Annotated in this window: 31 protein-coding genes; 5 read left to right on the top strand and 26 right to left on the bottom strand. The window is 63.7% G+C overall.

Annotated features, from left to right (window positions below; all coding sequences use genetic code 11):
- Positions 1–102: 102 nt before the first annotated feature.
- Both HGP13_RS04930 and HGP13_RS37750 read right to left on the bottom strand, forming a co-directional pair.
- The gene (locus HGP13_RS04930; RefSeq protein ID WP_172222270.1) at positions 103–459 is read right to left on the bottom strand and encodes a YciI family protein; all 357 of its coding nucleotides are present in this window, start codon (positions 457–459) and stop codon (positions 103–105) included.
- Positions 456–833, bottom strand: a complete 378-nt coding sequence (locus HGP13_RS37750; RefSeq protein WP_246707284.1) for a hypothetical protein — start codon at positions 831–833, stop codon at positions 456–458. The genes HGP13_RS04930 and HGP13_RS37750 overlap by 4 nt, the downstream gene beginning before the upstream one ends.
- Before the next feature lie 171 nt (positions 834–1004).
- On the opposite strand from HGP13_RS37750, the gene HGP13_RS04920 reads away from it, so the two are divergent.
- Positions 1005–1430: an OsmC family protein gene (locus HGP13_RS04920; RefSeq protein WP_172222267.1), complete on the top strand. Its 426-nt coding sequence runs from the start codon at positions 1005–1007 to the stop codon at positions 1428–1430.
- A gap of 98 nt (positions 1431–1528) precedes the next feature.
- On the opposite strand, the gene HGP13_RS04915 is transcribed toward HGP13_RS04920, so the two are convergent.
- The 8 genes from HGP13_RS04915 to HGP13_RS04880 all read right to left on the bottom strand — a co-directional run bounded on the left by HGP13_RS04915 (position 1529) and on the right by HGP13_RS04880 (position 7417).
- Positions 1529–2158, bottom strand: coding sequence for a DUF480 domain-containing protein (locus tag HGP13_RS04915; protein ID WP_172222265.1), 630 nt, complete (start codon positions 2156–2158; stop codon positions 1529–1531).
- 91 nt (positions 2159–2249) lie between these two features.
- On the bottom strand, positions 2250–2837 hold the full coding sequence (locus tag HGP13_RS04910) for a nucleotidyltransferase domain-containing protein (RefSeq protein WP_246707283.1): 588 nt from the start codon (positions 2835–2837) through the stop codon (positions 2250–2252).
- 7 nt (positions 2838–2844) lie between these two features.
- Positions 2845–3624, bottom strand: coding sequence for a succinate dehydrogenase iron-sulfur subunit (locus HGP13_RS04905; RefSeq protein WP_172222262.1), 780 nt, complete (start codon positions 3622–3624; stop codon positions 2845–2847).
- Complete coding sequence (locus HGP13_RS04900) at positions 3624–4061, bottom strand: DUF3052 family protein (RefSeq protein WP_172222259.1); 438 nt, start codon at positions 4059–4061, stop codon at positions 3624–3626. The genes HGP13_RS04905 and HGP13_RS04900 overlap by 1 nt, the downstream gene beginning before the upstream one ends.
- 2 nt (positions 4062–4063) lie before the next feature.
- Positions 4064–5899 (bottom strand): succinate dehydrogenase flavoprotein subunit, encoded by a 1836-nt coding sequence (sdhA, locus tag HGP13_RS04895; protein WP_172222256.1) that lies wholly within the window; start codon positions 5897–5899, stop codon positions 4064–4066.
- Position 5900: 1 nt separating this feature from the next.
- On the bottom strand, positions 5901–6296 hold the full coding sequence (sdhD, locus tag HGP13_RS04890) for a succinate dehydrogenase, hydrophobic membrane anchor protein (protein ID WP_172222254.1): 396 nt from the start codon (positions 6294–6296) through the stop codon (positions 5901–5903).
- A gap of 2 nt (positions 6297–6298) precedes the next feature.
- Entirely contained in the window at positions 6299–6718 is a 420-nt protein-coding gene (sdhC, locus tag HGP13_RS04885) for a succinate dehydrogenase, cytochrome b556 subunit (RefSeq protein ID WP_172222251.1), read from the bottom strand.
- A 258-nt stretch (positions 6719–6976) separates the two neighbouring features.
- Complete coding sequence (locus HGP13_RS04880) at positions 6977–7417, bottom strand: hypothetical protein (protein WP_172222248.1); 441 nt, start codon at positions 7415–7417, stop codon at positions 6977–6979.
- A 256-nt stretch (positions 7418–7673) separates the two neighbouring features.
- Between HGP13_RS04880 and HGP13_RS04875 the strand changes: the two genes are divergently transcribed.
- A complete protein-coding gene (locus HGP13_RS04875) occupies positions 7674–8036 on the top strand; it encodes a hypothetical protein (protein ID WP_172222245.1) in 363 nt (120 codons plus the stop codon).
- Positions 8037–8099: 63 nt separating this feature from the next.
- On the opposite strand, the gene HGP13_RS04870 is transcribed toward HGP13_RS04875, so the two are convergent.
- The 9 genes from HGP13_RS04870 to rplS all read right to left on the bottom strand — a co-directional run bounded on the left by HGP13_RS04870 (position 8100) and on the right by rplS (position 16605).
- Complete coding sequence (locus HGP13_RS04870; RefSeq protein WP_172222243.1) at positions 8100–9311, bottom strand: GGDEF domain-containing protein; 1212 nt, start codon at positions 9309–9311, stop codon at positions 8100–8102.
- 76 nt (positions 9312–9387) lie between these two features.
- A complete protein-coding gene (locus HGP13_RS04865) occupies positions 9388–10584 on the bottom strand; it encodes a GGDEF domain-containing protein (RefSeq protein ID WP_172222240.1) in 1197 nt (398 codons plus the stop codon).
- Between the two features lie 161 nt (positions 10585–10745).
- Complete coding sequence (gene leuC, locus HGP13_RS04860; RefSeq protein ID WP_172222238.1) at positions 10746–12155, bottom strand: 3-isopropylmalate dehydratase large subunit; 1410 nt, start codon at positions 12153–12155, stop codon at positions 10746–10748.
- 294 nt (positions 12156–12449) lie between these two features.
- On the bottom strand, positions 12450–13085 hold the full coding sequence (locus tag HGP13_RS04855) for a class I SAM-dependent methyltransferase (RefSeq protein ID WP_172222235.1): 636 nt from the start codon (positions 13083–13085) through the stop codon (positions 12450–12452).
- Between the two features lie 54 nt (positions 13086–13139).
- The gene (locus HGP13_RS04850) at positions 13140–13946 is read right to left on the bottom strand and encodes an amino acid ABC transporter permease (RefSeq protein WP_172222232.1); all 807 of its coding nucleotides are present in this window, start codon (positions 13944–13946) and stop codon (positions 13140–13142) included.
- 45 nt (positions 13947–13991) lie between these two features.
- Complete coding sequence (locus HGP13_RS04845; protein ID WP_172222230.1) at positions 13992–14792, bottom strand: transporter substrate-binding domain-containing protein; 801 nt, start codon at positions 14790–14792, stop codon at positions 13992–13994.
- 165 nt (positions 14793–14957) lie between these two features.
- Entirely contained in the window at positions 14958–15494 is a 537-nt protein-coding gene (locus HGP13_RS04840) for a MarR family winged helix-turn-helix transcriptional regulator (protein WP_172222227.1), read from the bottom strand.
- The gene (locus tag HGP13_RS04835) at positions 15491–15904 is read right to left on the bottom strand and encodes an organic hydroperoxide resistance protein (protein ID WP_172222224.1); all 414 of its coding nucleotides are present in this window, start codon (positions 15902–15904) and stop codon (positions 15491–15493) included. Before HGP13_RS04835 ends, HGP13_RS04840 begins: the two co-directional genes overlap by 4 nt.
- Before the next feature lie 155 nt (positions 15905–16059).
- Complete coding sequence (gene rplS / locus HGP13_RS04830) at positions 16060–16605, bottom strand: 50S ribosomal protein L19 (protein WP_027055127.1); 546 nt, start codon at positions 16603–16605, stop codon at positions 16060–16062.
- 329 nt (positions 16606–16934) lie between these two features.
- On the opposite strand from rplS, the gene HGP13_RS04825 reads away from it, so the two are divergent.
- Positions 16935–17687: a sulfite exporter TauE/SafE family protein gene (locus HGP13_RS04825; RefSeq protein WP_172222222.1), complete on the top strand. Its 753-nt coding sequence runs from the start codon at positions 16935–16937 to the stop codon at positions 17685–17687.
- On the opposite strand, the gene trmD is transcribed toward HGP13_RS04825, so the two are convergent.
- Both trmD and rimM read right to left on the bottom strand, forming a co-directional pair.
- A complete protein-coding gene (gene trmD / locus HGP13_RS04820) occupies positions 17669–18367 on the bottom strand; it encodes a tRNA (guanosine(37)-N1)-methyltransferase TrmD (protein WP_172222220.1) in 699 nt (232 codons plus the stop codon). The genes HGP13_RS04825 and trmD overlap by 19 nt on opposite strands.
- Entirely contained in the window at positions 18364–18963 is a 600-nt protein-coding gene (gene rimM / locus HGP13_RS04815) for a ribosome maturation factor RimM (RefSeq protein ID WP_172222218.1), read from the bottom strand. The genes trmD and rimM overlap by 4 nt, the downstream gene beginning before the upstream one ends.
- 119 nt (positions 18964–19082) lie before the next feature.
- Here rimM and HGP13_RS04810 point away from each other — a divergent pair, with 119 nt between their 5' ends.
- Positions 19083–20021 carry a tyrosine recombinase XerC gene (locus HGP13_RS04810; protein WP_172222216.1) on the top strand — a complete coding sequence of 313 codons (939 nt, stop codon included), beginning with the start codon at positions 19083–19085 and terminating at the stop codon, positions 20019–20021.
- A 62-nt stretch (positions 20022–20083) separates the two neighbouring features.
- Positions 20084–21154: a TraB/GumN family protein gene (locus HGP13_RS04805; protein ID WP_172222214.1), complete on the top strand. Its 1071-nt coding sequence runs from the start codon at positions 20084–20086 to the stop codon at positions 21152–21154.
- A 3-nt stretch (positions 21155–21157) separates the two neighbouring features.
- Here HGP13_RS04805 and HGP13_RS04800 read toward each other — a convergent pair whose 3' ends face one another.
- The 5 genes from HGP13_RS04800 to HGP13_RS04775 form a co-directional block, all read right to left on the bottom strand.
- Positions 21158–21634, bottom strand: a complete 477-nt coding sequence (locus HGP13_RS04800) for a DUF2867 domain-containing protein (protein ID WP_172222212.1) — start codon at positions 21632–21634, stop codon at positions 21158–21160.
- 774 nt (positions 21635–22408) lie between these two features.
- Entirely contained in the window at positions 22409–23815 is a 1407-nt protein-coding gene (gene lpdA, locus HGP13_RS04790; protein WP_172222210.1) for a dihydrolipoyl dehydrogenase, read from the bottom strand.
- Between the two features lie 24 nt (positions 23816–23839).
- The gene (locus HGP13_RS04785) at positions 23840–24595 is read right to left on the bottom strand and encodes an SDR family oxidoreductase (protein WP_172222208.1); all 756 of its coding nucleotides are present in this window, start codon (positions 24593–24595) and stop codon (positions 23840–23842) included.
- The gene (locus HGP13_RS04780; protein ID WP_246707426.1) at positions 24592–25044 is read right to left on the bottom strand and encodes a hypothetical protein; all 453 of its coding nucleotides are present in this window, start codon (positions 25042–25044) and stop codon (positions 24592–24594) included. Before HGP13_RS04780 ends, HGP13_RS04785 begins: the two co-directional genes overlap by 4 nt.
- A 65-nt stretch (positions 25045–25109) precedes the next feature.
- Positions 25110–25691 (bottom strand): hypothetical protein, encoded by a 582-nt coding sequence (locus HGP13_RS04775; protein ID WP_172222204.1) that lies wholly within the window; start codon positions 25689–25691, stop codon positions 25110–25112.
- Between the last annotated feature and the right edge of the window lie 7 nt (positions 25692–25698).

Here is a 25698-nt window from a genome sequence, read left to right as displayed (position 1 = left end):
GCAAGAGTTGCCTGCGGCCAGGAAAATTCAATTTGCGGCTGGTGACACTCAGGCCATTAAACGGGCCGATTTGCCGGTCCCGACCGCCCAGGCCAGCGCCGCCTATGACCCTGGTATGTCGTAGATCGCCCGCACCTCGATCGTGCCGAGTTCGGCCAGCGGAATGCCGGCGGCGATGTCCAGCGCTTCGTCGAGAGTGTCGGCCTCGACCATCACGAAGCCAAGCAGTTGCTCCTTGGTTTCGGCGAAGGGGCCGTCGGTGACAAGGCGCTTGCCCTCGCGCCGTTGCACCGACTTCGACGTCCTCACCGATTGCAGCGCCTGTGCGATGATCAGCTTGCCCTCTAGGTCCAGCGACCTGTCATAGGCCAGCGAATCGGCGTCGAGCTTGGCCCCCTGATCGGGGGTCAGCGCATAGAGGTCTTTCTCCTCGCCATAGACCAGGCAGACATATTTCATTTCCAGCTCCCTTGCTGCGATGAACCATAAGATGCGGTGACGAGCGTGTCAGCCTTGCCGTCGACCGCGGCCGCGTGGTCGAGAAGCCATGCCGCGACACCGATGATGGCAACAGCCGCCAGAAGCCTGCCGAAGACGGGTGCCGGCGAATCCAGCCAGAAGTCTTCCTGCCGCCCGGCTCTATCGCCTGGGCTCTTCCACAGTGCGAAAAACAGATTGTCCATGTGAACCTCCATCCGGCCACGAAAACCATGGCCGCCCGCAGGACGGCCGGGCCGGATGGAAGTCGACATTTTTTGCCCGAATATTTTTCCGGAGAGCCTAAATATTTTTCCGCAAGGCCAGATATTTTCCCGCAAGGAATGAACCGTCATCGCGCCGTGGTCGAAACAGCGCAGTGGTCTTCGCGCCCGCCCGCGCTATAGTTGAGCGGACGCCGGGCTCACCCAGGCCAAGTTCACGACAACCCTAAGTTCACGACAACCCCAAGTCACGGCAACCCCAAGTCACGGCAACCCCAAGTCACGGCAACCAAGGAGGACTTCATGGACCGCATCGCAACCGCCGTCTGGAAAGGCAATCTGAAAGAAGGCAAAGGCACGCTCGACAGCCAGAGCGGGACGCTCAAGGGCACGCCCTATTCGTTCAAGGCGCGCTTCGAGGATGAAAGCGGCAAGTCCGGCACCAATCCGGAAGAGCTGATCGCCGCCGCGCATGCCGGCTGCTACGCCATGCAGCTTTCGCACTTCCTGGCCGAGAACGGCACGCCCGCGGCCGAACTCGACGCCAAGGCCGTGGTGACACTGGTTCCCGGCACCGGCATCACCGGCAGCGCCATCACGTTGGTCGGCAAGGTGCCCGGCATCGATGCGGCGAAGTTCAAGGAATTGGCCGAGAAGGCCAAGGCCGAATGCCCCGTCTCCAAGGCGCTCGGCGCGATCAAGGTGTCGCTCGACGCCAGGCTCGGCTGAGCAAGGTGACCTGAAGTGACAAACGCCGGCCTTCGGGCCGGCGGTTTCATGACGGACAACCGCGCCTCTGAGCAGCTATATCTGGATTGCTGGCGGCCTCAACCGCCCAGCGCGTCAAGCCGGGCACGTAGTGCGGCGACTTCCTGCTCCAGCGCCTCCACTCTCGCTTCCAGGTCGGAGTGAGGCATGGCCGGCGCGCTGCGTTGCGCCGATAGCGCTGCAACATCCACCGCGCCAGCGAGAAGATGCACGTAGCGGTCCTCGCGCTGGCCTGGCCCGCGCGGGACTTCCTGGATCAGCGGCGGGCGGCGGCCGATCAGCATGTCGAGTTCAGCGCGCAGGTCCTCGATCGACGCAAACCGCGCCATGCGCTCGGCTCGCGCCAGGAGCTCATGCGCCGTCTGCGGCCCGCGCAACAAGAGCAGGCCGAGCAAGGCGGTCTGCGGCGTGGTCAGCGAGAAGCGCTGCGCCATCTGATGCTCGTAGCGCTCGACGCGCGAGCCGAACATCTGCCGCACCAGCCCCTTCTGCTCGAGCAGCTTCAGACCCCGGTGCACCTCTGTCTGCTCCAGCGCCATCACCGGCTCGCGCGCCGTCTTCTGGTTGGCTGCGGCAAGGGCTGCGTTGAGCGTCAGCGGGTAGACATCCGGCGTCAGCTCCTTCTTCTCGATCAGGCAGCCAAGCACGCGCGCTTCGATCGGGGAGAGGATGGGCAGGTCTTCGCTCATGAAATTTGTTCAGCCTCCCGGCGGCAAAAATCGATTGCAAAGGCATGGTTGCGCGCCTGGCGGGCCTCATCCCTGACCGTGGCGGCGAGGTTCATTTCGTGGTGACCATAGCGCGCTTCGAGATAGTGCGCGATTGCGGTTGGGATGAGACCAGACCCCATCTCCCGCGTCTGGCTTTTGCGCTCGACCAGGCGGGCTTCTTCAGCTTAACCTCGCCGGAAAAACTGCCGATCTTGGCGACATGCGAGCGCGCCAGGCCGAGATAATGGTGCGAGACCTTTGCCGGATCGACGATCTCGGCCAGCAGGTCGAGAAGGCGTGCGCGAAATCCCACGACTTGCTCATAGACGATTGGTGACTTTGTCCACTCGACGATGACCGCATTGCCGCCGAGCGCCAGCAGCAAGGCCTTGCGCAAATCCCAGCCACCGGCATCGATCTCGCCTTCGATCGGGAACTCGATCACGTCGCGCGGCTGTTGCAACACGAGATGATCCGACACAGGCCTGATATAGACAAAACGGCAGTCATAGTCGCTGTCGGGCGACGGGAAGCCCCAGGCGCGACTGCCGCTTTCGATGGCGAACAGGATTTTTACACCCTGGCTTCGCACCAGATCGAGGCGCGCGCGGAGTGCCGCGACGGCGTCCGGCGAAAAGTCCGCAGGCAGCGGCTCCATGCAGGGCCTAAACCCGCCGCTCCACCATCATCTTCTTGATCTCCGCGATCGCCTTGGCCGGGTTGAGGCCCTTCGGACAGGTCTGCGCGCAGTTCATGATGGTGTGGCAGCGGTAGAGCCGGAACGGGTCTTCGAGATTGTCGAGCCGCTCGCCCTTGGCCTCGTCGCGGCTGTCGATCAGCCAGCGATAGGCCTGCAACAAAGTTGCTGGGCCGAGATAACGGTCGCCGTTCCACCAGTAGCTCGGGCACGAGGTCGAACAGCAGGCGCACAATATGCATTCGTAGAGCCCGTCGAGCTTCTCGCGGTCTTCATGGCTCTGCAGCCATTCCTTGGCCGGCTGCGGCGACACCGTCTTCAGCCAAGGCTCGATCGAGGCGTGCTGGGCGTAGAAATTGGTGAGGTCGGGCACGAGGTCCTTGACCACCTGCATATGCGGCAGCGGATAGACTTTGACCGCGCCGGAAATGTCGTCGCAGCCCTTGGTGCAGGCCAGCGTGTTGGAGCCGTCGATGTTCATGGCGCAGGAGCCGCAAATGCCTTCGCGGCAGGAGCGGCGCAAGGTCAGCGTCGGGTCGATCTTGTTCTTGATCCACAGCAGCGCGTCGAGCACCATCGGCCCGCAATCGTCCATGTCAACGAAATAGGTATCGATGCGCGGATTCTCGTCATCGTCCGGCGACCAGCGGTAAATGCGGTATTCGCGGAGATTAGTCGCGTCTTCCGGCTTCGGCCAGGTTTTTCCCGCTTTGATCTGCGAGTTCTTGGGGAGCGTCAGTTCGACCATTACCTCAGGTCCTTTCGGATGACGAGCTTCAGCCCGGACCAGATTTCATTGACGGCGGCGACCTTGACGTCGACGAGGTCGCGCTTCAGCGCTTCCGTGCGGACAACACCCTCGGTGACATCGGTCGGCACTTTCGATGCCTTCTTCGGCCAGGACACCCAGACCATGCCGTTGCGCTTGATCGCCGCCTCGACATCGCCGAGGCGATCCTCGATCTCGGCGCGCTGCCGGGTGAAGGCGTGGACGGCGTCGTATCTTTGACGGCTGCCCGAAATGTCAGACCATTCGGCCAGCCGGTCGACCTCGGCAAAAGCCACGGCGCCAACCAAGCCGTCGAGTTCCGCTGGCAGCGCAATGAAGGCGGCAGTCATGCCGTCCTTCAGGCCGAGCTTGGCCGGAAGAGGCGTGCCGGAATAGCCTGAGCCCGCCAGCGCCATCGTCAATACACCCGCGCCTTGGGCGCGATCTTGGCGAGGCTGATGCCACCGTCCTTTTCCGCCAACAGCGGCTCGGTGTGCACCGGCCGGTAGCTCAGCGTCACCTTGCCGTCCTCGCTCAGCCTGGCCAGCGTGTGCTTGCGCCAGGTGGCATCGTCGCGCGCGGAAAAGTCTTCCCGCGCATGCGCGCCGCGGCTCTCCTTGCGTGCCTCGGCGCTGTAGACGGTGGTGATGGCGTTGGCCATCAGGTTTTCCAGCTCCAGCGTCTCGACCAGGTCGGAATTCCAGATCATCGAGCGGTCGGAGACCTTGATGTCCTTGAGCTCGCCCCAAATCTGCGAAATGCGCTTGCAGCCGTTTTCCAGCGATTCCTGCGTGCGGAACACGGCGGCGTCTTCCTGCATCGCCTTCTGCATCTTCTCGCGCAGCACCGCGGTCGGCGTCGAGCCATTGGCGTGGCGCAACCCGTCGAAGCGGTCCATGATCTTCTTGACCGAGGCTTCGTTGGGCGAAGGGATCGCCGACTTGCGGTCGATGACCTGGCCGGCGCGGATCGCCGCGGCGCGCCCGAACACCACCAGATCGATCAGCGAGTTCGAGCCCAGCCGGTTGGCGCCATGCACCGAGGCGCAGCCGGCCTCGCCGACCGCCATCAGCCCGGGCGACATCCGGTCCGGGTTCTCCGATGTCGGGCTCAGCACCTCGCCCCAATAGTTGGTCGGCACGCCGCCCATATTGTAGTGCACCGTCGGCAGCACCGGGATCGGCTCCTTGGTCAGGTCGACGCCGGCGAAGATTTTTGCTGATTCCGAGATGCCCGGGAGCCTTTCGTGCAAGACCGCCGGATCGAGATGATCGAGGTGGAGAAAAATATGGTCCTTCTTCTTGCCGACGCCACGGCCCTCGCGGATCTCCAGCGTCATGCAGCGCGAGACGACGTCGCGCGAGGCAAGGTCCTTGGCCGACGGTGCGTAGCGCTCCATGAAGCGCTCGCCCTCGGAATTGACGAGATAGCCGCCCTCGCCGCGCGCGCCTTCGGTGATCAGGCAGCCGGCGCCATAGATGCCGGTCGGGTGGAACTGCACGAACTCCATGTCCTGCAATGGGAAGCCGGCCCGCGCTGCCATGCCGCCACCGTCGCCGGTGCAGGTGTGCGCCGAGGTCGCCGAGAAATAGGCGCGGCCATAGCCGCCGGTCGCCAGCACCACCATCTTGGCCGAGAAGCGGTGGATGGTGCCGTCATCGAGATTCCAGGCGACGACGCCGGTGCAGGTGCCGTCCGGCTCCATGATCAGGTCGAGCGCGAAATACTCGATGAAGAATTGCGCGTTGTTCTTCAGCGACTGGCCGTAGAGCGTGTGCAGGATGGCGTGGCCGGTGCGGTCGGCGGCGGCGCAGGTGCGCTGCACGGGTGGACCTTCGCCGTAATTCATCATGTGGCCGCCGAATGGCCGCTGGTAAATCTTGCCCTCGTCGGTGCGCGAGAACGGCACGCCGTAATGCTCGAGCTCGTAGACCGCCGCCGGCGCTTCGCGCACCAGGTACTCCATGGCGTCGACGTCGCCCAGCCAGTCCGAGCCCTTGACGGTGTCGTACATGTGCCACTGCCAGGAATCGGGGCCCATATTGGACAGCGACGCGGCGATGCCGCCTTGCGCGGCCACCGTGTGCGAGCGGGTCGGGAACACTTTGGTTATACAGGCGGTGCGCAGGCCCTGTTCGGCCATGCCGAGCGTGGCGCGCAGACCGGCACCGCCGGCGCCGACGACCACCACGTCGAATTTGTGGTCGACAAAGGTGTAGCCTGCCGTGTTGGCCGATTTCGCGTCTTTGGCCAACTCAGCCTCCGAATGCCAGTTTAAGCAGGGCGAAGATCGAGGCGACGCCAACCGCTATGGTGAAAAATGTGTTGAGGGCGATCAGCGCCAGCTTCATGCCTTCGCCATGCACGTAGTCTTCGATGATCACCTGCATGCCGAGCCGCATATGGATAAGGCCGGAGATGAGCACCAGGGCCAGCACCAGCGCCACGAACGGATTGGCGAGTGCCGCGCGCACTTCCGCATAGCCGGCGCCGTTGAGCGCGATCAGGAACCCGACGAAGAACAGCGTCAGCGGGATGTTGGCGATAGCGGTGAGGCGCTGGCGCCAGAAATGCCCGGTGCCTTCGCGGGCCGAACCCAGGCCGCGGACCTTGGCTAGCGGCGTGCGCATGTCGCTCTTTCCGGTGCTCATGATCAGGCTCCCCGCGCCATATAGCCGGCAGCCCAGATCAGCAGTGTGAGCAGGATCGAGCCGGCCAGCGTCGCCCAGGCGATTTTTGAGGCGGTGTGCTTCTGAAGGCCGGCGCCGGTGTCCCAGACCAGGTGGCGCACCCCGCCGAGCATATGATGCATCAGCGCCCAGGTGTAACCGAACAGGATGAGCCGGCCGAGCCAGGTGCCGAAAGCCCAGTTGACCAAATCGAAGGTCGCCTGCGAGCTTGCCGCAGCCATCAGCCAGACGGCGACCAGCAGCGTGCCGAAATAAAGCGCCCCGCCGGTGATGCGATGGATGATCGACATCGTCATCGTGATCGGCGGCCGGTAGATCGACAGATGCGGCGAGAGCGGCCGTTCACGTCTGGCGAATTCGCGGGTGGCTGGTGATTTGCTCATGGCTCCCCCAGGTTCGGCGTCTCAGGAACCGCAGGTGAAAATGCGGCATCGCCGCTTCCGGTTGCGACTTCGGACAGCCGGTTTCTAATGCTCTTTTTGCACCGCGTCAAAGCCGGAAAATCGTTTTGGAAACGTCATTTAGTCTGACAAAAGGGCAGGCGCGGGCTTCAATCGATTAGCGACTGATGACCGGCAGCCGGCTCGATATCGCTGCAGTGCAGCATATCTGGTCCAGGCTCGGCTGTGTTGAGATTCGAACTATCGCTTGCAGGTCTGCGGCGTCGAGCCCCGCTTCATCACCAGCGCCTCACGCCCGTCGATCACGATTGCGTTATGCGTGGCGGCCTCCTGGTAGCGGCTGGATTGGTTGGCGGGCGACGCAACAAACTCTTCGGTCGCGCCACCCGGCTCGATCACACGCAACGACGAGCCCAGATTCTGAATGGTGATCGCACTGCCATTGCCGCATCCATAGGTCGCTGTACCCACGGTGGATCGCGGCGCGGTGAGATCGGTGGTGATCTTGGTTGCCGGTGCTGGAGGCGCGGATGCCGGGGGCGCCCCGGCTGCGATGGCCTGCTGAGCCGGCGCGGGCAGGATGGTATTGGCCGCCTTTGGCGCGCTATCCTGCGGCACACAGGCAGCGACGACGCCGAGCAACGGGAAAACGGACACCCAAACCGTCCGGCGTAACGCCATATGCTGTCCTCCCATGCGACAAGCTAGCCGCGATGCTTTGCCAAGATCAAGGGCACCCACCGCTGTCGCATTCGGAGCCGGCCGCGATGGTGCGGCCAAGCATGGCCGAATGATGGCCGCCGGGTTTTTCCTCCGGTCGGATATTAACCATGTTTGACGAGACATCGCCGCGCAACGCGCCGGCCTCTTAACAAAGGTTAATAAAAGGTTAATTTCTGATTCGAGGAGGCTCTTCTCCAACCATCAGGAGGACGCCATGCGTTCTAACTTTGGCAGATCGCGCCTTGCGGCGCTCATCTTGGCGGCCACGGTCGCCGGGCTGGCTGCACCCGCACTTGCCGGCGCGCGTCATCAGGATCGCGTCTACGCCGATTCCTTCGGCAATCTCGTCATCGAAAGCGCCGCCGGCTACAAGCGCATCATCGTCGGCGAAGGCAAGCTCGCCAAGCAGCTGTCCGACTACACCAGCGCCGGCCAGCCCAAGGTGATCTACCAGAACGAAGCCGACGAGATTTCGGGCTACAGCGATTGCTACCGGCCGCCGGTCTTCGTCAAAGGCCGCAGCTACATGTACGGCCTGTCCGACGGCGAAATGCCCGAACTCAGCCCTTGCCGCTAGAGCATGATCCCGAAAAGTGGGAACCGGTTTTCTCGGACAAACGGGCTCCCGTTTGTCCAGAGATCATCCTGATCTAGAGCTCATGACGATTGCGCTGGACGACCACTCGCCTCCCGGTCCGGCCGAGACACGCACGCAGTCGCGCCCGGCATTCTTCGCCAGATAAAGCGCCTCGTCCGCGCGCCGCATGAGATCGGCGATGGTCTCGCTGGGATGAAGTTCGGCAACCCCGAAACTCGCCGTGCAACTGATGTCAGCCGGCAGCCCGTCGATGGGCAGCGTGCCGAACGCGCTGCGCGTACCCTCGGCGAACAGCCGGGCGGCGGCAAGGTTGGTCCCCGGCAGGATGATGGCGAATTCCTCGCCGCCGATGCGGCCCGCGACATGGTGCCCGGCGGCGGCCTCGCGCAGGAAACCGGCAAAGGTCTCGATCACCCGGTCGCCGGAGGCATGGCCGAAATTGTCGTTGATGCCTTTGAAATGGTCGAGATCGGCGATGACCAGCGTGACCGGAACGCCTTGCCGCACGGCGCCGAGCAATGCCTGCTCGGCCTGGCGCGTGAAGGCACCGCGATTGAGCAGCCCCGACAGCGTATCGGTCTCCGACCGCGACGTCACTTCAACCAGCACCTCAAGAACCAGGATGGCCAGTATCAGCAGCGCCAGCGCCAGGGCAAAGACGGTGCCGAGCGATTGCGACACCAGCGCGTAGTTGCTCTGCAGATAGGCCTGCGGATTGGCGCCCCAGCCACCGAGCGCATGCGCGATGAACGGCTTTGACGCAAACTGCACAGCGCTGGCGGCGAGCACGGCCATGAGGATGCGATCGAGCCGGCCACGCCTTTGCCTGGACGACCAGACGATGGCCAGGCCGACGAATTGCATGACGGCATAGGGGAGCTGGTAGGCCATCATGCGGGCCAGCGACTGGCGCGGCAGGTCCTGGACGAAGTAGACGGCGATGGTGGCGGCGACCAGGAAGAACAGCATCGGCGGCCATGGCGGCGCCACGCCGTATTTGCGGGCCAGTCCGGCATTGAAGGCGATAGTGGCGCCAAGGAAGACCGCAAAGGCGGTGACCACCGGGATCCGGGCATCGGTGAAGACGGGAATGCTGAATTCGATCGCCGAATAGGCCATGCCCAGGACATAGCCAAAGGCAAACCAGCGCGCCGGGGCGCGGCCGACATCGTGGAACGCCACCGCCATGAACGATGCCGCCAGCAGGCCGGCAACCGACAGGTTGATCAACAGGATGAAGTTCGCGCCGCTCATCTCTTCTCGCACACCGTGCCTCAGCTAAGCATCGACGGGCGAAAAAGACGTTAACGTGCGCTAAAATATGCGGATGTCAGCCGGTCCTGGACGGCTCCGGCGCGAACACCATTTCGGGCCGTTCGTAGGAGAGGCGCACGCTGTCGCGGCCGTTTTTCTTGGCCTTGTAAAGCGCCTCGTCGGCACGGCGCATCAGGGGCTCCAGCGCTTCGTCGCCGCTGCGGGCCGCCACGCCGAAACTGGCGGTGACCTTGGTGCCAGGGGGCAGCCCGTCGACGACGCCTGCGGAGTAGAGCGTACGGACTGCCTCGGCGAACAGCCGCGCGGCCGCCAGATCGCTCAAGGGCAAGAGAACCGCGAACTCCTCGCCGCCGATGCGCCCGGCGGCGCCGCGCGCGCCAGTGGCCGCCCGGAGCTTGGCGGCGAAATCGGCGATCACCCGATCGCCGGCGGCATGCCCGTGCACATCGTTGAGCGCCTTGAAATGATCGAGGTCGGCCAGCACCAGCGCCACCGGAAACCTGGCCATCGCACAGTGTAGCAGGAGCTGGTCCGCGCGCTCCTCGAAGCCGCGCCGGTTGAGCAGGCCCGACAGCGGATCGGTGTGCGTTTCGGCCTTCAGCGCCTTCATCACGTCGAGGGCTGCGGCGGTAAACAGGCAAAGCGCGATCAGCAGCGACAGCAGCGCCTGCGACAGCAGCGCCGTCGTCCAGTACGACGAGCCGTAGAACCCGTCATAGCTGGTGAACGGCCCGTGCGCGATGACGACGGCAAGGGTGCGCACGAAGAAGTTCAGCCCCGACAGCAGCGCCAGCACGAACAGGATGTTTTCGGTCGGGCCGTTGCGGCGCACCGGCCGCAGTTCGGCGGCGACCAGAAGGCTGATGCCGCCGAAGGCGAAATTCATCGACAGGATGCGCCAGGTGAGATCCGGCGCGACGAACAGGAACCAGCACAGCGACGCCAGCCCGCCGCCGCCCAGGATGCCGATCGCCACATAGGGGACCTTGCGGCCATAGCGGGCGACGATGGCGCCGGACAGGCAGCAGGCGGCAAGGGTGAAGCAGATGTTGGACACCAGCTTGGTCGGCAACATGCCGATCGGCAAGGTGAAATACTGGAGCAGGAAGCCGGCCGCCGAGAAACAATAGCTCATGGCCAGCACGGCGAGATAGGGGCGGTGGCGCTGATGGACCCATAGCACGAAGAAGGCCGCGCCGAGGGCCAGCGCGATCGTCGGATTGAGCAGCGCTATCAACAGGCCGGTGTCCAAAGGACGATGACTTCCCTCGCTTGACGTCAGGGAAGAGCTTAGAGCGCAAGCCCAAACAAGCGGTTAAGCCCGGGCGAATATGCGCACCGCGCGAATGAAAAAGACCCCGGACCGCAATGCGGTCCAGGGTCCGGCAATCATCGGAACGCGTGGACCGGACGTTATTTCCAGTCGCGGATGTCGACGAAATGGCCGGCGATCGCCGCCGCCGCCGCCATCGCCGGCGACACCAGATGGGTGCGGCCCTTGAAGCCTTGCCGTCCCTCGAAATTGCGGTTCGAGGTCGAGGCGCAGCGTTCATGCGGCTTAAGCCGGTCGTCGTTCATGGCGAGACACATCGAGCAGCCCGGCTCGCGCCAGTCGAAACCGGCGGCGAGGAAGATCTTGTCCAGCCCCTCGGCTTCCGCCTGTTCCTTGACCAGGCCCGAGCCCGGCACGATCATGGCGTTGACGCGCGGATTGACTTTTCTGCCCTCGATCACCTTGGCGGCGGCGCGAAGATCCTCGATGCGGCCATTGGTGCAGGAGCCGATGAAGACGCGGTCGAGCGCGATGTCGGTGATCTTGGTTCCCGGCGTCAGGCCCATATAGTCAAGCGCGCGCTGCTTGGAGGTCCGCTTGTTCTCGTCGGTGATGTCGTCCGGGTTCGGCACGATGCCTTGCACCGAGACGACATCCTCGGGCGAGGAGCCCCAGGAGACGATCGGCGGCAGTTTCGCCGCGTCGAGCACGATCACCTTGTCGAAATGCGCGCCTTCGTCGGACTGCAGCGTCTTCCAGTATTCGAGCGCCGCATCCCAGGCCGCGCCCTTCGGCGCACGCGGCTTGTCCTTGACATAGGCGAAGGTGGTCTCGTCGGCGGCGATCAGGCCGGCGCGCGCGCCGCCCTCGATCGACATGTTGCAGATCGTCATGCGGCCTTCCATCGACAGCGCACGGATCGCCTCGCCGGCATATTCGATGACATAGCCGGTGCCGCCGGCGGTGCCGATCTCGCCGATGATGGCCAGGATGATGTCCTTGGCGGTGACGCCTTCCGGCAACTGGCCGTCGACGCGCACCAGCATGTTCTTGGCCTTGCGCTGGATTAGCGTTTGCGTCGCCAGCACATGCTCGACCTCGGATGTGCCGATGCCGTGCGCCAGCGCGCCGAACGCACCGTGGGTCGAGGTGTGGCTGTCGCCGCAGACGATGGTCATGCCGGGCAAGGTAAAGCCCTGCTCCGGGCCGATGATGTGGACGATGCCCTGGCGGATATCGTTCTCGGAATAATATTCGACGCCGAAATCCTTGGCGTTCTTGGCCAGCGCCTCGACCTGGATGCGGCTTTCCTCGTTCTTGATGCCGAACTTGCGCTCGGGCGAGGTCGAGACATTGTGATCGACCACGGCGAGCGTCTTTTCCGGATGCCGGACTTTTCGGCCGCTCAGGCGCAGGCCTTCGAAGGCCTGCGGGCTGGTCACTTCATGGACGAGGTGGCGGTCGATGTAGAGCAGGCAGGTGCCGTCGTCCTGGCGGTCGACGACATGGTCGTCGAATATCTTGTCGTAGAGGGTGCGCGGTGCGCTCATGTGCGTAAATCCGTCGATATGAGAATGGGTAAGAGCAGAAGCCCGCAATCTCCGGCCGGCGAACGACCTGGACGGGTCGGCCTAGCTAAGTCGGCTGGTCAGCGCACCGCTGACGCGCGCGGAAAAGCGCGACGGCAGGCGTTTTCTGTCCTGCAGCACGAAACCCTTATAGGCCGGATCGCCAAAAAGCTCTTCCATGGCGTGGCTCATACCAATGTTTTGGCTTTTCGGCAATTGCGGCGTGGCGGTGCGACTTCCCCTTGTCCCCCAGGGGAGAAGGGAAGATGGCGCCGCTCATATCACCTCGAACACAAACGTCTTCACCAGTGCGTCGGGCTCGGCGATCGCGTAGCAGCGGAACCACGGGCTCTGTTCGACGAGCCGCCATTTGCCCACCTGCTCCAGCTCATCAAAAACGCCCTGAAAGCCGCCGCTCTCGAACACTTGGTCGCGCACGGTAAAGATGGCGCGGCCGCCTTTCCCGGTGATGCGCACCAGTTCGTGCAGGCCCGACGCCGGCGCGTGGCTGATGGTGAAGACGCCGGTCGAGAAGAAGGCGCGGAAATGGCCGTCCGGCCATGGCAGCGGCCCGCCGAGCATCGCCTGTTTCAGCTCGCTATAGGCATTGCGGCTGCCAGCGATCTTGAGCATGTCGTCCGAAAGATCCAGCCCGGCAATGTCGCCATAGCCGAGCGCCTTCAGCGACGGCCCCGACAGGCCGGTGCCGCAGCCGGCGTCGAGCAGCGGCCCTTCGCCGACGGGAACATGGCGCGCTACCCAGGCGGTGATCAGGAACGGCAGCAAATAGCCGAGCGAGGCGGTCTCGCTGTCATAGGTCGCGGCCCATGCGGCATAGGCCTGCGCCAGCGTTTCCGGCGTGTCGGCGCCATAGACGGAATCCAGTGCCGCATTGGCCTTGTCGACGATCATGAAACCTCCTCAACGAGATATGCCGGGGATCGTAGCGCCGTCTCTGCTGGAAAACTATTCCTGATGCTGGTTTCTCAGCCGCCGTTCCAGCGCCCTAAGCGCCAGCGACAGGCTGACGGTCAAGATGAGATAGATATAGGCCGTTATCGAATAGGTCTCGAAGAAGCGAAACGAGCCGGCGGCATAGACCTTGCCCATCTGAGTGATGTCGGCGACGCCGAGCACCGAGACCAGCGAGGAATCTTTGACCAGGGCGACAAAATCATTGCCGAGCGGCGGCAGTATGGTGCGGATCGCCTGTGGAAAGACGATCAGCCGGAAGCGCTGCGAGCGGCTCAGCCCGAGCGCCTTGGCCGCCTCGATCTGTCCCTTCTCGACCGCCTGGATGCCGGCCCGGAAAACCTCGGAGATGAAGGCCGAGTAGCCGATCGTCAATGCAATGATGGCGCGCCACAACAGTGACACGTCGCGCACCAACAACTCGCCGAGATAGCCCGCACTTTGCAGCGGCGCGGTCAGCGCGTTCCAGGCCGCGACGAAGGCGGGCGCGCCGGCAAACGCGATCCAGAACAGCAGCACCAGGATCGGCACGCCGCGGATGATCTCGACGTAGAAGCGGGCGACCTGGCGCAGCCAGGGCGAGCCGGACAGGCCCATCAGCGCAATGCCGAGACCGATGATCGACGCCAGCGCGAAAGCCACCACGGTGACAAAGACGGTGACGCCGATGCCCTTGGCGACAGTGGCGAAGACCTGGGCATAGAGATCGCTGGTGGCGATAGACAAGGCCGCGACCAGCGCCAGGGCAGCGGCAACGGCAAGCCACCAGGGGAAGTCGGATTTGGGGGAGGAGGCCCGCATCAAAAGGATCGCGCCAAGGCACCCCCCGTCCGCACCAGGATCGCCCTACTGCCCCATCTTGTAATCAAGAAACCACTTCTTGTTCAGCGCATCCAGCGTCCCATCCGCCTTCAGTGTCGCGATCGCCGCGTTGACCGGCTTCACCAGGTCCGATCCTTTCGGGAAGATGAAGCCAAAATCCTCGGTGCCGAGCGGGCCGCCGATCAGCTTCAGCTTGCGCTCGGAAGCATCGACATAGCCCTTGCCGGCGGTACCGTCGGTCAGTACGACGTCGACATCGCCGGACTTCAGCGCCTGCACCGTGGCGCCAAACGTCTCGAACAGCTTGATGCGCGGGTTTTGCTCATTGCCGTCGAGCACGCTGTAGACGGCGGTGTAGAACGGCGTCGTGCCGGGCTGCGCGCCGATCAACCCGTCCTTGAAGGCGCCGAAGGTCTTGGCATCGGTGAAGCGGTTTTCGTCGCCGCGCACCAGCATGAACTGCTCGGAACGCATATAGGGGTCGGAGAAGTCGACCTTCTGCTTGCGGTCGTCCTTGATGGTGATGCCGGTCATGCCGATGTTGTACTGATTGTCGGAAACCGCCTGGATCATCGCGTCCCAGGAGGTGTTCTGGTACTCGACCTTGAAATTCAGCCGCTTGGCGATCTCGTTCATCGCGTCATATTCCCAGCCGATCTGTTTTCCCGTCTTGGGATCGATGAACTGCAGCGGCGGATAGGCGTTTTCGGTGACCACCACCACCTTCTTGCCGGCGAGATCGGGCAGCGCATCGGCCGCCCACGCGGCGACGGGCGCCAGCACGAGGGCCAACAGGCCGGCCAGCAGTAGTTTCGACTTGGTCATGACACACTCCCGAAAATTGAAAGTGCCCGGACATTGGCCGGGCTTACTGGAAAATCCGGCGCCGACTTTAGCTTTCCGCATGCGTCATGCAAGACGCTCCGCTGCGTCATCGCACGCGAAAAGGGATTCGGATGCCCTGAATTCAGGGATTTCGGGATGATGTGGTTATGTCGAGCCGGAAACCAACGCTTCCGCGTCCGCCGCCGGGTCTTCCGTTACGGCGTTGCGCAGACCTGCGACAAGATTGGTTAGCGTCGCGTGCAGCGCTTTCGCTTCGCCGGGCTCCAGCGGCACGCTGCAGGCAAGGGCTGAGGACACATCCTTGATTCGCGCGCGCAGCGCCTGGCCCTTGGCCGTCGGCTCGACCATCACCCGGCGCTCGTCCACCGCATCGCGGCGGCGAGTAACGAGGCCGCCCGCCTCCATCCGCTTGAGCAACGGCGTCAGCGTCGCGGAATCCAGGCCAAGCGCTTCGCCAAGCGCGCCCACCGTGCTCGGCGCGTGCTCCCATAGTGCCAGCATGGCCAGATATTGCGGATAAGTCAGGCCAAGCGGATCGAGCAGGGGCCGGTAGAGCTTCGTCATCAGCCCGCTCGCCGAATACAGCGCGAAGCACAGCTGCTGGTCGAGCCGAGGGACCCTTATCGTCCCGGCGCCCCCCGCCGGGACGTCGCTGGTGCTCTTTGTGGTCTTTCCCGTCATGCCGCCTTTACCGAAAGCTCCACCTCGATATTGCCCCTGATGGCATTGGAATAAGGGCAAACCTGATGCGCTGCCGATACAAGCGCTTCCGCCGCCGCCTGATCAAGGCCTTTCGTTTCCACGGCAAGCGCGACGCCGAGTTTGAAGCCCTCGCCATTGGGAAGCAGGCTGACGGTCGAGGTTATCCCGGCATCCGTGAGCGGCAGCTTCTGTTTGCGCGCGATGAAGCGGACCGCGCTTTCGAAGCAGGCGGCGTAACCGATGGCGAAAAGCTGCTCGGGATTGGTGGCGCCCCCAGGCCCGCCGAGTTCCTTGGGCATCGCCAGATCGACCTTGAGCAGACCGTCGCTGGTCTCGCCATGGCCGGCGCGGCCGCCGGTCACGTGAGCCTGTGTGATGTAGAGTGCCATATCAAATCTCCAATTATATTGTACGCGATTATTTAGTACACAAGATAATATGCCGTCAACACCCTGATCTCGTTTCCGTGGCTGAAACCGTTCACAGTCCGGTGAAACGAAAAAAGGCGGCCGAAGCCGCCTTTTCAAAAGAGATTTCCGAAATCTTATTCGGCCGGGGTCGCTTCAGCGGCCTTGGCAGCCTCAGCCTCGGCGGCGGCCTTCTTCTCGGCGGCTTCCTTGGCAGCCGTCTCGGCGGCGAGCGCCTGGGCAGCGGCGACCTTCTCGGCCTCGATGCGGGCCTTCTCGGCGTTCAGCGCATCGCGCTCCTCATCATTGAGTTTGCGGGCGCGCACGCCGGTGTTTTCCGAAATACGGGCCGACTTGCCGCGACGATCGCGCAGGTAATAGAGCTTGGCGCGACGCACCTTGCCGCGACGCACGATCTCGACGCCTTCGACCATCGGCGAGTAGACCGGGAACACGCGCTCGACGCCTTCGCCGTAGGAGATCTTGCGGACGGTGAAATTTTCCTGGAAGCCGGAACCGGCGCGGGCGATGACGACGCCCTCATAGGCCTGGACGCGGGTGCGGGTGCCTTCGGTCACGCGGACCTGGACGCGCACGGTGTCGCCGGGCTGGAATTCGGGAAGCTTGCGCTTGGCTTCGATCTTGGCGGCCTGCTCGGCCTCGAGCTGACGGATGAGATCCATCTCAATAATCCACTTCTTGTTCTTCCGACAGTCAGAGCGTCCGACACTCGCCTTGCAGTTCCATTGACCGCTCGGCTATGTCCTTTGTCTCTAGACATTTTTGTCTCTGAGACATCGGACAGGGGCGACTACACCGTCATTGTTGACGGGTCCGGCAGATTCTTCTGTCCGGTACGGGCGGGCACATACAGCTATTTCAGCGCTTTGTCACGCCTTGGCACGAGTCTTTTTTGCCGGCATGGCACCGTCGCAATCGCTTCGTGCCGGGTTGCGCCGCTCCCCGGGGCTCTCTAAGCCTGACATAACACAGTTTTCCGTGGCGGCATTGCATGTCTGTTTTCGACGCCATCCTGCTGTTCCTGGCAGGCTTTCTGTCCGGCGCCGCCAACGCGGTCGCCGGCGGCGGCACCTTCATCACCTTCGGCGCCATGACATTGGTCGGCGTACCGCCGATCGTCGCCAACGCGACTTCGTCGGTCACGCAATTCCCCGGCTATATCACCTCGACGTTGGCCTATTGGGACGACATCAGGCATTTCTGGCGCGGCGCCTTACTGCTCTGCCTGATCTCGGCAATCGGTGCGCTGGCCGGTGCGCTGATCTTGCTGGCGCTCGAGAACCCGTCGTTCCGCGTCCTAGTGCCGTGGCTGCTGTTGGCCGCGACCGCCCTGTTTGCCGCCGCGCCATGGCTGAAGCCAACGCCAAAGCCCGGGCAGGAAGCGGCTGTCGGCTCATTCGTCGGTTCGCTGGCACAGTTCGTCACCGCCATCTATGGCGGCTTCTTCGGCGCCGGCACGGGCGTGATGATGCTGGCGACGCTCGGCCTGACACAGGCCGGCGACTACCACCGGCTGAACGCGCTGAAGAACATGCTGGCCGTGGTCATTGCGGCTGTCGCCATCATCGTCTTCGTCTCCGGCGGCGTCGTCGCCTGGCCGCAGGCGATCATCATGATCCCGGGCGGTGCGCTCGGCGGCTATGCCGGGGTGTGGATCGCCAAGCGCGTACCGCAAAACGTTGTGCGCGGCTTCGTCATCGCCGTCGGCCTGTTTCTGGCTTTTTACTACTTCACCAAGGGCTGATCATCGAGCAGGTCCGGCCGCCGCTCTTTGGTCAGCTTCTCGGACTCCGCGCGCCGCCAGGCCGCGATCTTCTTGTGATTGCCGGAGATCAGCACTTCCGGAATCTCCAGGCCCTCGAACTCCTGCGGCCGTGTGTAGTGCGGATGTTCGAGCAGGCCGTTTTCAAAGCTCTCTTCCTCGCCGGACACCGCATTGCCCATTACGCCGGGCAGCAGCCGCACCACCGCGTCGAGCAGCACAAGCGCCGCCGGCTCGCCGCCCGAGAGAATAAAATCGCCGATCGAGACTTCCTCTAATCCCCGCGCGTCGATCACCCGCTGGTCGACGCCCTCGAAACGTCCGCACAGAATGACGGCGCCCGGCCCGGCGGCGAGCTCGCGCACACGCGCCTGCGTCAGCGGCTTGCCACGCGGGCTCATCAGCAGGCGCGGACGCGCGTCGCCCGGCGGCGAGGCGTGGTCGATCGCCTTGGCCAGCACATCGGCACGCATCACCATGCCGGCGCCGCCGCCGGCCGGCGTGTCGTCGACGGTGCGGTGCTTGTCGGTGGCGAAATCGCGGATCTGGATCGCTTCCAGCGACCATGTGCCGGCCTCGAGCGCGCGGCCCGCCAGCGACAGGCCGAGCGCGCCCGGAAACATCTCGGGATAGAGCGTCAGCACGCTAGCCGAGAAACTCAACGGTTGCCCCCGGCGTCGCGCGGTCCGCGCGGCCTGCCCTTCGGGTCGAAATCCTCGTCGCGCGGCGCGGCGCCATCCCCGTCCTCGACCAGTCCGGCCGCCACCGGGTCGACGCGGACAAAGCCCTCGGCGATCGACACATCAGGCACGGCGGCCTGCGTGAACGGGATCAGCACGCCCTTGCGGCGGGCAAGCGTCACATCGAGAATGTCGCCGCCGCCGAAATTATGCACGGCGACGACTTTGCCGAGCGCGGCACCCGTATCGTCCCGAACCTCCAGTCCGACCAGGTCGGCATGGTAGAATTCATCCTCCTCGCCATCGTCCGGCAGCATCGAGCGGTCGACGAACAGTTCGGTGCCGGCGAGCGCCTCGGCGGCGTTTCGGTCAGCAATGCCTTTGAAGCGCACCACGACAACCGTGTTGGCGGGACGGATATCGATGATCTGGAAGGCGCGCCCATCCCTGGCATAAAGTGGCCCATAGTCGGCCAGCGCCAGCGGCTCGCCGGTGAAGGTTTTCACCCTGAGTTCGCCCTTGATGCCGTGGGCGGCGCCGATCACGGCCATCTGGACGGGGTTTTGGAGCTTGCTCATGGCGAAATTTCCTTTGGCCTGCTCTAACCCCAGCCCGGCGTCATTTCAATGATCGCCCCTTGTCATTTCAATGACGGGCTCTTCACCGCTTCCTAACCCGAATACCCCAAAATGCCGCCATGCAGGAATTCCTCATCCCGGCGAAACCCGATCTCCAGGCGGCGCGCGAAAGCTGGCTGAAGATGCTGGCGCGGGAGCGCCGGCTGTCGCCCGCAACCGTCGAAGCCTATGAGCGCGACACGCGCCAGTTCCTGCATTTCCTCACCGCCCATTGCGGCGGCTCGCCCGGCATTTCCGACATCGCCAATCTACGCCCCGCCGATCTCCGCGGCTTTCTCGCCGCGCGCCGCAACGCCGGCGCCGGCGCCCGCACGCTTGGCCGCGGGCTGGCCGGCATCCGCTCGCTGCTGCGTTTTCTCGAGCGGCGCGGTCTTGCCAATGCTGCGGGTGCCGCAGCGCTTCGCGCGCCGCGCCAGCCGAAATCCCTGCCCAAACCGCTGACGGCGAGCGACGCCAAACATGTCGTGTCGGTGGAAGGCCAACTGGCGGAAGAGCCCTGGATCGCGGCCCGCAATGCTGCCGTGCTGACGCTGCTCTACGGCTCCGGCCTGCGCATTTCCGAGGCGCTTGGCCTCGCCGGCGCCGATCTGGCGTCTGAGACCGACACGGTGCTGCGCGTCACCGGCAAGGGCGGCAAAACGCGGCTGGTGCCGGTGTTGCCCGGGGCGTTGCGGGCAATCGCCGCATACCGCCGGCTCTGCCCCTATCATCTCGATCCGAAGGGCCTGTTGTTTCGCGGCGCGCGCGGCGGCCCGCTCAACCCAGCCATCATCCAGCGCGACATGGCCAAGCTGCGCTCGACGCTCAACCTGCCCGATACCGCGACACCGCACGCGCTGCGCCATTCCTTCGCCACGCATCTGCTAGGCCGTGGCGGCGATTTGCGCACCATCCAGGAATTGCTTGGCCACGCCAGCCTGTCGACGACGCAGATCTACACCGGCGTCGACACCGCCAGGCTGCTCGAAATCTACGAATCGGCGCATCCGAGGGCGTGAAGCCTTCAATTTCGCGGTACCAATTAACCGTTTTGCCGCTTTTCGGTCCTAGGAATAGGATCATGAAACGTGTCATCGCCATCGCCGACCGTGCAGCTTCCCTGTCGCTGAAGCTGCTTGTCGCCCTCAACGTGCTGTTTTTCCTGTCGTTCCTTGCCGTCCTTTTGTTCGCGGCCGGCAGGGCGCATGCGGAAGTCCCGACCTGCAGCGGCGCCGACATGCTGTCGGCCCTGCAGAAGAGCAACCCCGCCACCTACAGCAAGATCGAGGCGGAGGCCGCTGCTACGCTCAATGGCAAGGGCCTGTTGTGGAAGCTGGAAAAATCAGGCGAACAGCCATCCTACCTGTTCGGCACCATGCACATGACCGATCCCCGCGTCACCACGCTGACGCCGGACGCACAGAAGGCCTTTGACGCCGCCGGCACCCTCATCATCGAAACCACCGATGTGCTCGACAAGCAGAAGATGATGACGGCGATGCTGAAAGAGCCGGACCTGATGATGTTCACGGACTCCACGACGCTGTCGTCCTTGCTGACGCCGGACGAAGCGGCGGCGATGAGTGCAGCACTCGACGCGCGCGGCATTCCGCCGGCAACGGTCGCCAAGATGAAGCCGTGGATGCTGTCGGCGATGATGGCGCTGCCGGCTTGCGAACTCGCCCGCCAGTCGGGCGGCGCGCCGGTGCTCGACGTCAAGCTGGCCGAAAGTGCCAAGGCCGCCGGCAAGCCGGTGGAAGGATTGGAAACGGCCGAAAGCCAGTTGCGCGCCATGGCCTCCCTGCCGCTCGCCTTTCACATGAAGGGCCTGGTCGACACGTTGAAGCTGGGCGACAAGGTCAACGACATCAACGAGACGATGATCATACTCTACCAGCGCGGCGACACCGGCATGTTCTGGCCGCTGTTCCGCGCCGCCATGCCCGAGGAGCAGAACGATCCCGCCGGCTATGCGGCCTTCGAGGAAACCATGATCACCAGCCGCAACAAGGTGATGGTCGATCATGCTGAGCCGATCCTGGCGAAGGGCAATGCCTTCATGGCGGTCGGCGCCCTGCACCTTCCCGGTCCGCAGGGACTGGTCGAGGATTTCCGCAAGGCCGGCTACACTGTCACGGCAGTGGGGCTTTAACCCCTATTTGATCAACACCTGAGCCACCATTGCCGGAGCGATGATCCGGTGAAACGGCATGATGATGGCAAGATACGTCCGCCCAAACAGATTGTGCGTCTTCACGATCGTCGACACAGCCACCTCCTGCCGGCCCGCGCCGAGGTCGTTCACCTCCACCAGAATGCGGAAATCGAGATGCCGGTCGTCCAGGCCAAGGACGGCTCTGCCTTGTGCCTGGCTGATGAGCGGAAAGATGCCGATCCTGCTTTCCGGCGGCGCGTCGGGTTCCGCCCCCGCTTTCAGGCCAAATGGCCTCACGGCGAGATTGCGCAGCTGCGTAAGCCAGCCGACCCATCGCGGTGACCGCCCCAGGACACGTTCGGCGGCGCCAATGGCGGTCAGGGCAAGACCATCGGTTGTCAGAACGTATCGGTCGGCGAACTGAGCGCCGGCAAGTGGGCCTTCGGCATTGGGAAAAGTCTGTGCAGTGGGCGTCATACCGGCAACTCCCTCACAACCAACGATAGCATCGGTTGGTTTGGCTTGCTGCGTGGCGAAACGACGCCTGTCCGGCGAGGGACTGGTCGAGGATTTCCGTAAAGCCGGCTATACTGTCGCCGCCGTCAATTGAGTCGGATGGCAGTGGGAGGCCCAACGCCGCGTTTTCGGCGTTTTCCTTCCCTAGCGTGAAACCCATTCAACGCTTGCGCGTTGATGGCTGTTGATTGATCATTTTAATCCACGGAGGGCACTTTATGGCAAATCCATCAAACGACAGGCCAAGCGGCGGTGGCGGCAGCCCCTGGCTGATTGCGCTGGTCGTCGTTATCCTGGCGATTGTCGCGTATTACGTTTTCGGCAGAAGCGGCGAACATCCGGCACCCGCCGAGCCGCCAGCGGCCAGCACACCGGCTCCGGCGCCCGCGCCGGCAGAACCGATGAAGCCAGCCACACCTGCGCCCGCTCCGGCACCCGCGCCTGCGCCCGCTCCGGCTCCCGCGCCTGCTCCGGCACCTGCGCCTGCTCCGGCTCCCGCGCCAGCACCGGCTCCTGCCAACTGATCGGCGCGACATCGAATACGAACGGCCCGCTGAAAGGCGGGCCGTTTTGTTTGGGGCGATGGCGCCCGAAAGGCCCTTTAGAAACTCGCTCCGGTGAGTCAGCTGGCGTGGCTTTCGAGAACCGGAGCGGAGCGGACATTCAAGTCCGAGAGCACCGGAAGCGCAGAAAGTCGCGCCAGATGGCCTCCGGAGTAGAGTTTATAATGGGCCTTTAGATGTGGATCGGCTTGAAGAATGTGGCCAGCGCCGCTTCCTTCACCGCCTCCGACATCGTCGGATGCGCGTGGGTGGTGCGGGCGAGGTCTTCGGACGAGCCGCCGAACTCCATCAGCACCGCCGACTCATGGATCATCTCGCCGGCGCCGAAGCCGACGATGTGCACGCCGAGCACGCGGTCGGTTTGCTTGTCGGCGAGGATCTTCACGAAACCGTCCGTGTGCAGCATGGCGCGTGCCCGGCCATTGGCGCTGAACGGGAATTTGCCGACCTTGTAGTCGATGCCGGCCTTCTTCAGCTCTTCCTCGGTCTTGCCGACGGAGGCTATTTCGGGGCTGGTGTAGACGACGCTCGGAATGACATCGTAATTCACATGGCCGGCCTGGCCGGCGATGGTTTCGGCGACCGCCACGCCCTCGTCCTCGGCCTTGTGCGCCAGCATCGGTCCGGCGATGACGTCGCCGATGGCATAGATGCCAGGCAAATTGGTCCTGAGATGAGCGTCAGTCTTGACCCGGCCGCGCTCGTCGACCTCGACGCCTGCTTCCTTCAACCCGAGCGTGTCGGAATAGGCGCGGCGGCCGGTGGCGATCAGCACGACATCGGCAGCGATGGTTTCAGCCGCACCACCCTTCACCGGCTCGAAGGTGACGCTGGCGCCCTTCTTGGTCTTGGCGACGCCGGTCACCTTGGCGCCGAGCTTGAACTCGAAGCCCTGCTTGGAGAGCAGCCGCTGGAACTGTTTTGAGACCTCGCCGTCCATGCCGCCGAGGATGGTGTCGAGGAACTCGACGACGGTGACCTTGGCGCCGAGCCGCGCCCAGACCGAGCCGAGCTCGAGCCCGATGACGCCGCCGCCGACCACCACCAGATGGCCGGGAACCTTGTCCAGCGACAGCGCGCCGGTCGAAGAAACAATCACCTTCTCGTCGATATCGACCTTGACGCCGGGAATGCCGGCGACATCGGAACCGGTGGCGATGACGATGTTCTTGGTCTCGATCTCCTCGACCTTGCCGTCTTCGCCCGTCACCGACACCTTGCCGGCCGCAAGCACCTTGCCGGTGCCACGAAAACTGTCGATCTTGTTCTTCTTGAACAGGAAGGCGACGCCGTTGACGTTGGACGACACCGTCGCATCCTTGTGCGCCATCATCTTCTTGAGGTTGAGCTTGGGTGCCGCGATCTCGACGCCGAGCGTGTCGAAGGAATGGCCGGCCTCAGCGAACATCTCAGAGGCATAAAGCAGCGCCTTGGACGGAATGCAGCCGATGTTGAGGCAGGTGCCGCCGAAGGTGGCGTTCTTCTCGACCACCGCCACCTTCAGCCCAAGCTGTGCCGCCTTGATGGCGCAGACATAGCCGCCGGGTCCCGATCCGATGATAACGACGTTATAAGCCATGATACTGTCCTTCTCGATTGGGGTTCAGCGGCCGCCGCTGACATTCAGGATCGCGCCCGTCGTGTAGGACGCGGCGTCGGATAGAAGATAGAGGACCGCGCCGGCGACTTCATCCGCGGTGCCGGCTCTTTTCATCGGCAGCGTGTCCTGGAGCAGCGCCACCCGGTCCGGCTGTCCGCCGGAGGCGTGGATGTCGGTGTCGATGATGCCCGGCCGCACCGCGTTGACGCGAATGCCTTCCGTTGCCACCTCGCGGGCAAGCCCGATGGTGAACGTGTCGATGGCGCCCTTGGAGGCGGCATAGTCGACATAATTGTCCGGCGCACCCAGCACTGCCGCGGCCGACGAGATGTTGACGATCGCTCCGCCCTTGCCACCATGGCGCGTCGACATGCGCTTGACCGCCTCGCGGGCGCACAGGATGGAACCGACGACATTGATGCGCATCATGCGTTCGAGCCGCGCCGCGCTCATCTCGTCGACGCGCGCCTTGGCGTCGACGATGCCGGCATTGTTGACGAAAGCGTCGAGCCGGCCCCAGGTGCGATCCACCGCGTCGAAGATGGCCAGGATATCGGCCTCGCTGCCGACATCGCCCTTGACCGCAAACGCATCCCCGCCAGCGGCCTTGATGCCGCCGACCAGCGCGTCGGCGGCAGCCTGGTTCGAGGCATAGTTGATTGCCAGCCGATAACCAGCCTTCGCCCCGAGCCGGCAGACGGCGGCGCCGATGCCGCGGCTGCCGCCGGTGACCAGCAGCACTCTTTGCGCCTCGTTCATTCCTGGCATCCCTTCAGCGTAAACACATCCGCCGGCACTTTCGAAAATCCAGTGCCGCCAAAGGCCAGCGAATGCCGCAATGACGGCCCGAGGTCGGGAAGGATCAGTGTCTTCGGCGCATCGACGCCTTGCGCCGGCAACAGCCCGATCGCGCCATTGTCATCCGACGTATAGATCACACCGTTCCACAGCGTGCAGGCGGCAAGCTCGCCGCCAGTGACGTCGCCCTCAGGGCATTTATACATCAAGGAGCCGTTCGGCCGGGCTTCACCCGAGCTCCACATCACAATGCCGTTCAGCACCACGTTGTTGTCGAGGATCATGCGGAAGCTGTTGGTGACAACAGCCGAGGTCCCGGTCGGCGTAAAATCGATCTCACTGCCGCTTTGTGCGTCGCCATAGACGGCGAGTTCGATCGGGCAGGCGGCATGGGCGATGACTGGGATCATCGCTACCCCGACCGCTATCGATGCGGTCGACAGGCTTGCGGACAAGAAAGAACGGATGGTCACCGCTATCCGCCTTGAACAGCTTGATCGAGGATGAAGACGGTCGAGAGAAAATAGTCTATCTCGAACGCAACGTTTTTATCCCTGTCGACCGGAACGGTGTTCACCTCGTATTTGAGGGTTAAGATGCGGGAACTCTCCGCCAGTTCAATATAAACGTCGCGCTCTCGACCACCGCCGATTGTCCACTTGAATTCGCTTTCGTTCAGGAACCGCAGAGCCTTGGGCAAGGTATGTACCTCTATCGGCTTTCTGCCCGCAAAAGTAATCGGATGCTCCCCCACATCGACGTCCAGATCACCGTACCAGGTGGGCGTCATTCCACCCGATTGCAATCTTCCAAAGACAGGTTCGATGCTAATCGACCGCAAGCGAAAATCGGGGCTGAAGAAGAACTCGCAATTCGCGCCATAGATGCACCACGCCGAATCGCTGTCTCCGTAGCGATAATGATTGTCCGCCCGCATATCCTCCGGGTCGATCAAGGCTCGAACCGCTTCGCGGCTGCTTTTACCGAGTTCGATCGGCCCTGCCCGGCCTGTCATTACAAGCTCGAACAGGTCGATTGGCTCGACAGACTCAGCCACCGAGCCA

The organism is Mesorhizobium sp. NZP2077, assembly GCF_013170805.1.
GTDB lineage: Bacteria > Pseudomonadota > Alphaproteobacteria > Rhizobiales > Rhizobiaceae > Mesorhizobium.
The sequence above is the reverse complement of the archived record's forward strand: the minus strand, read 5'-3'. Positions and strand labels throughout refer to the sequence as shown.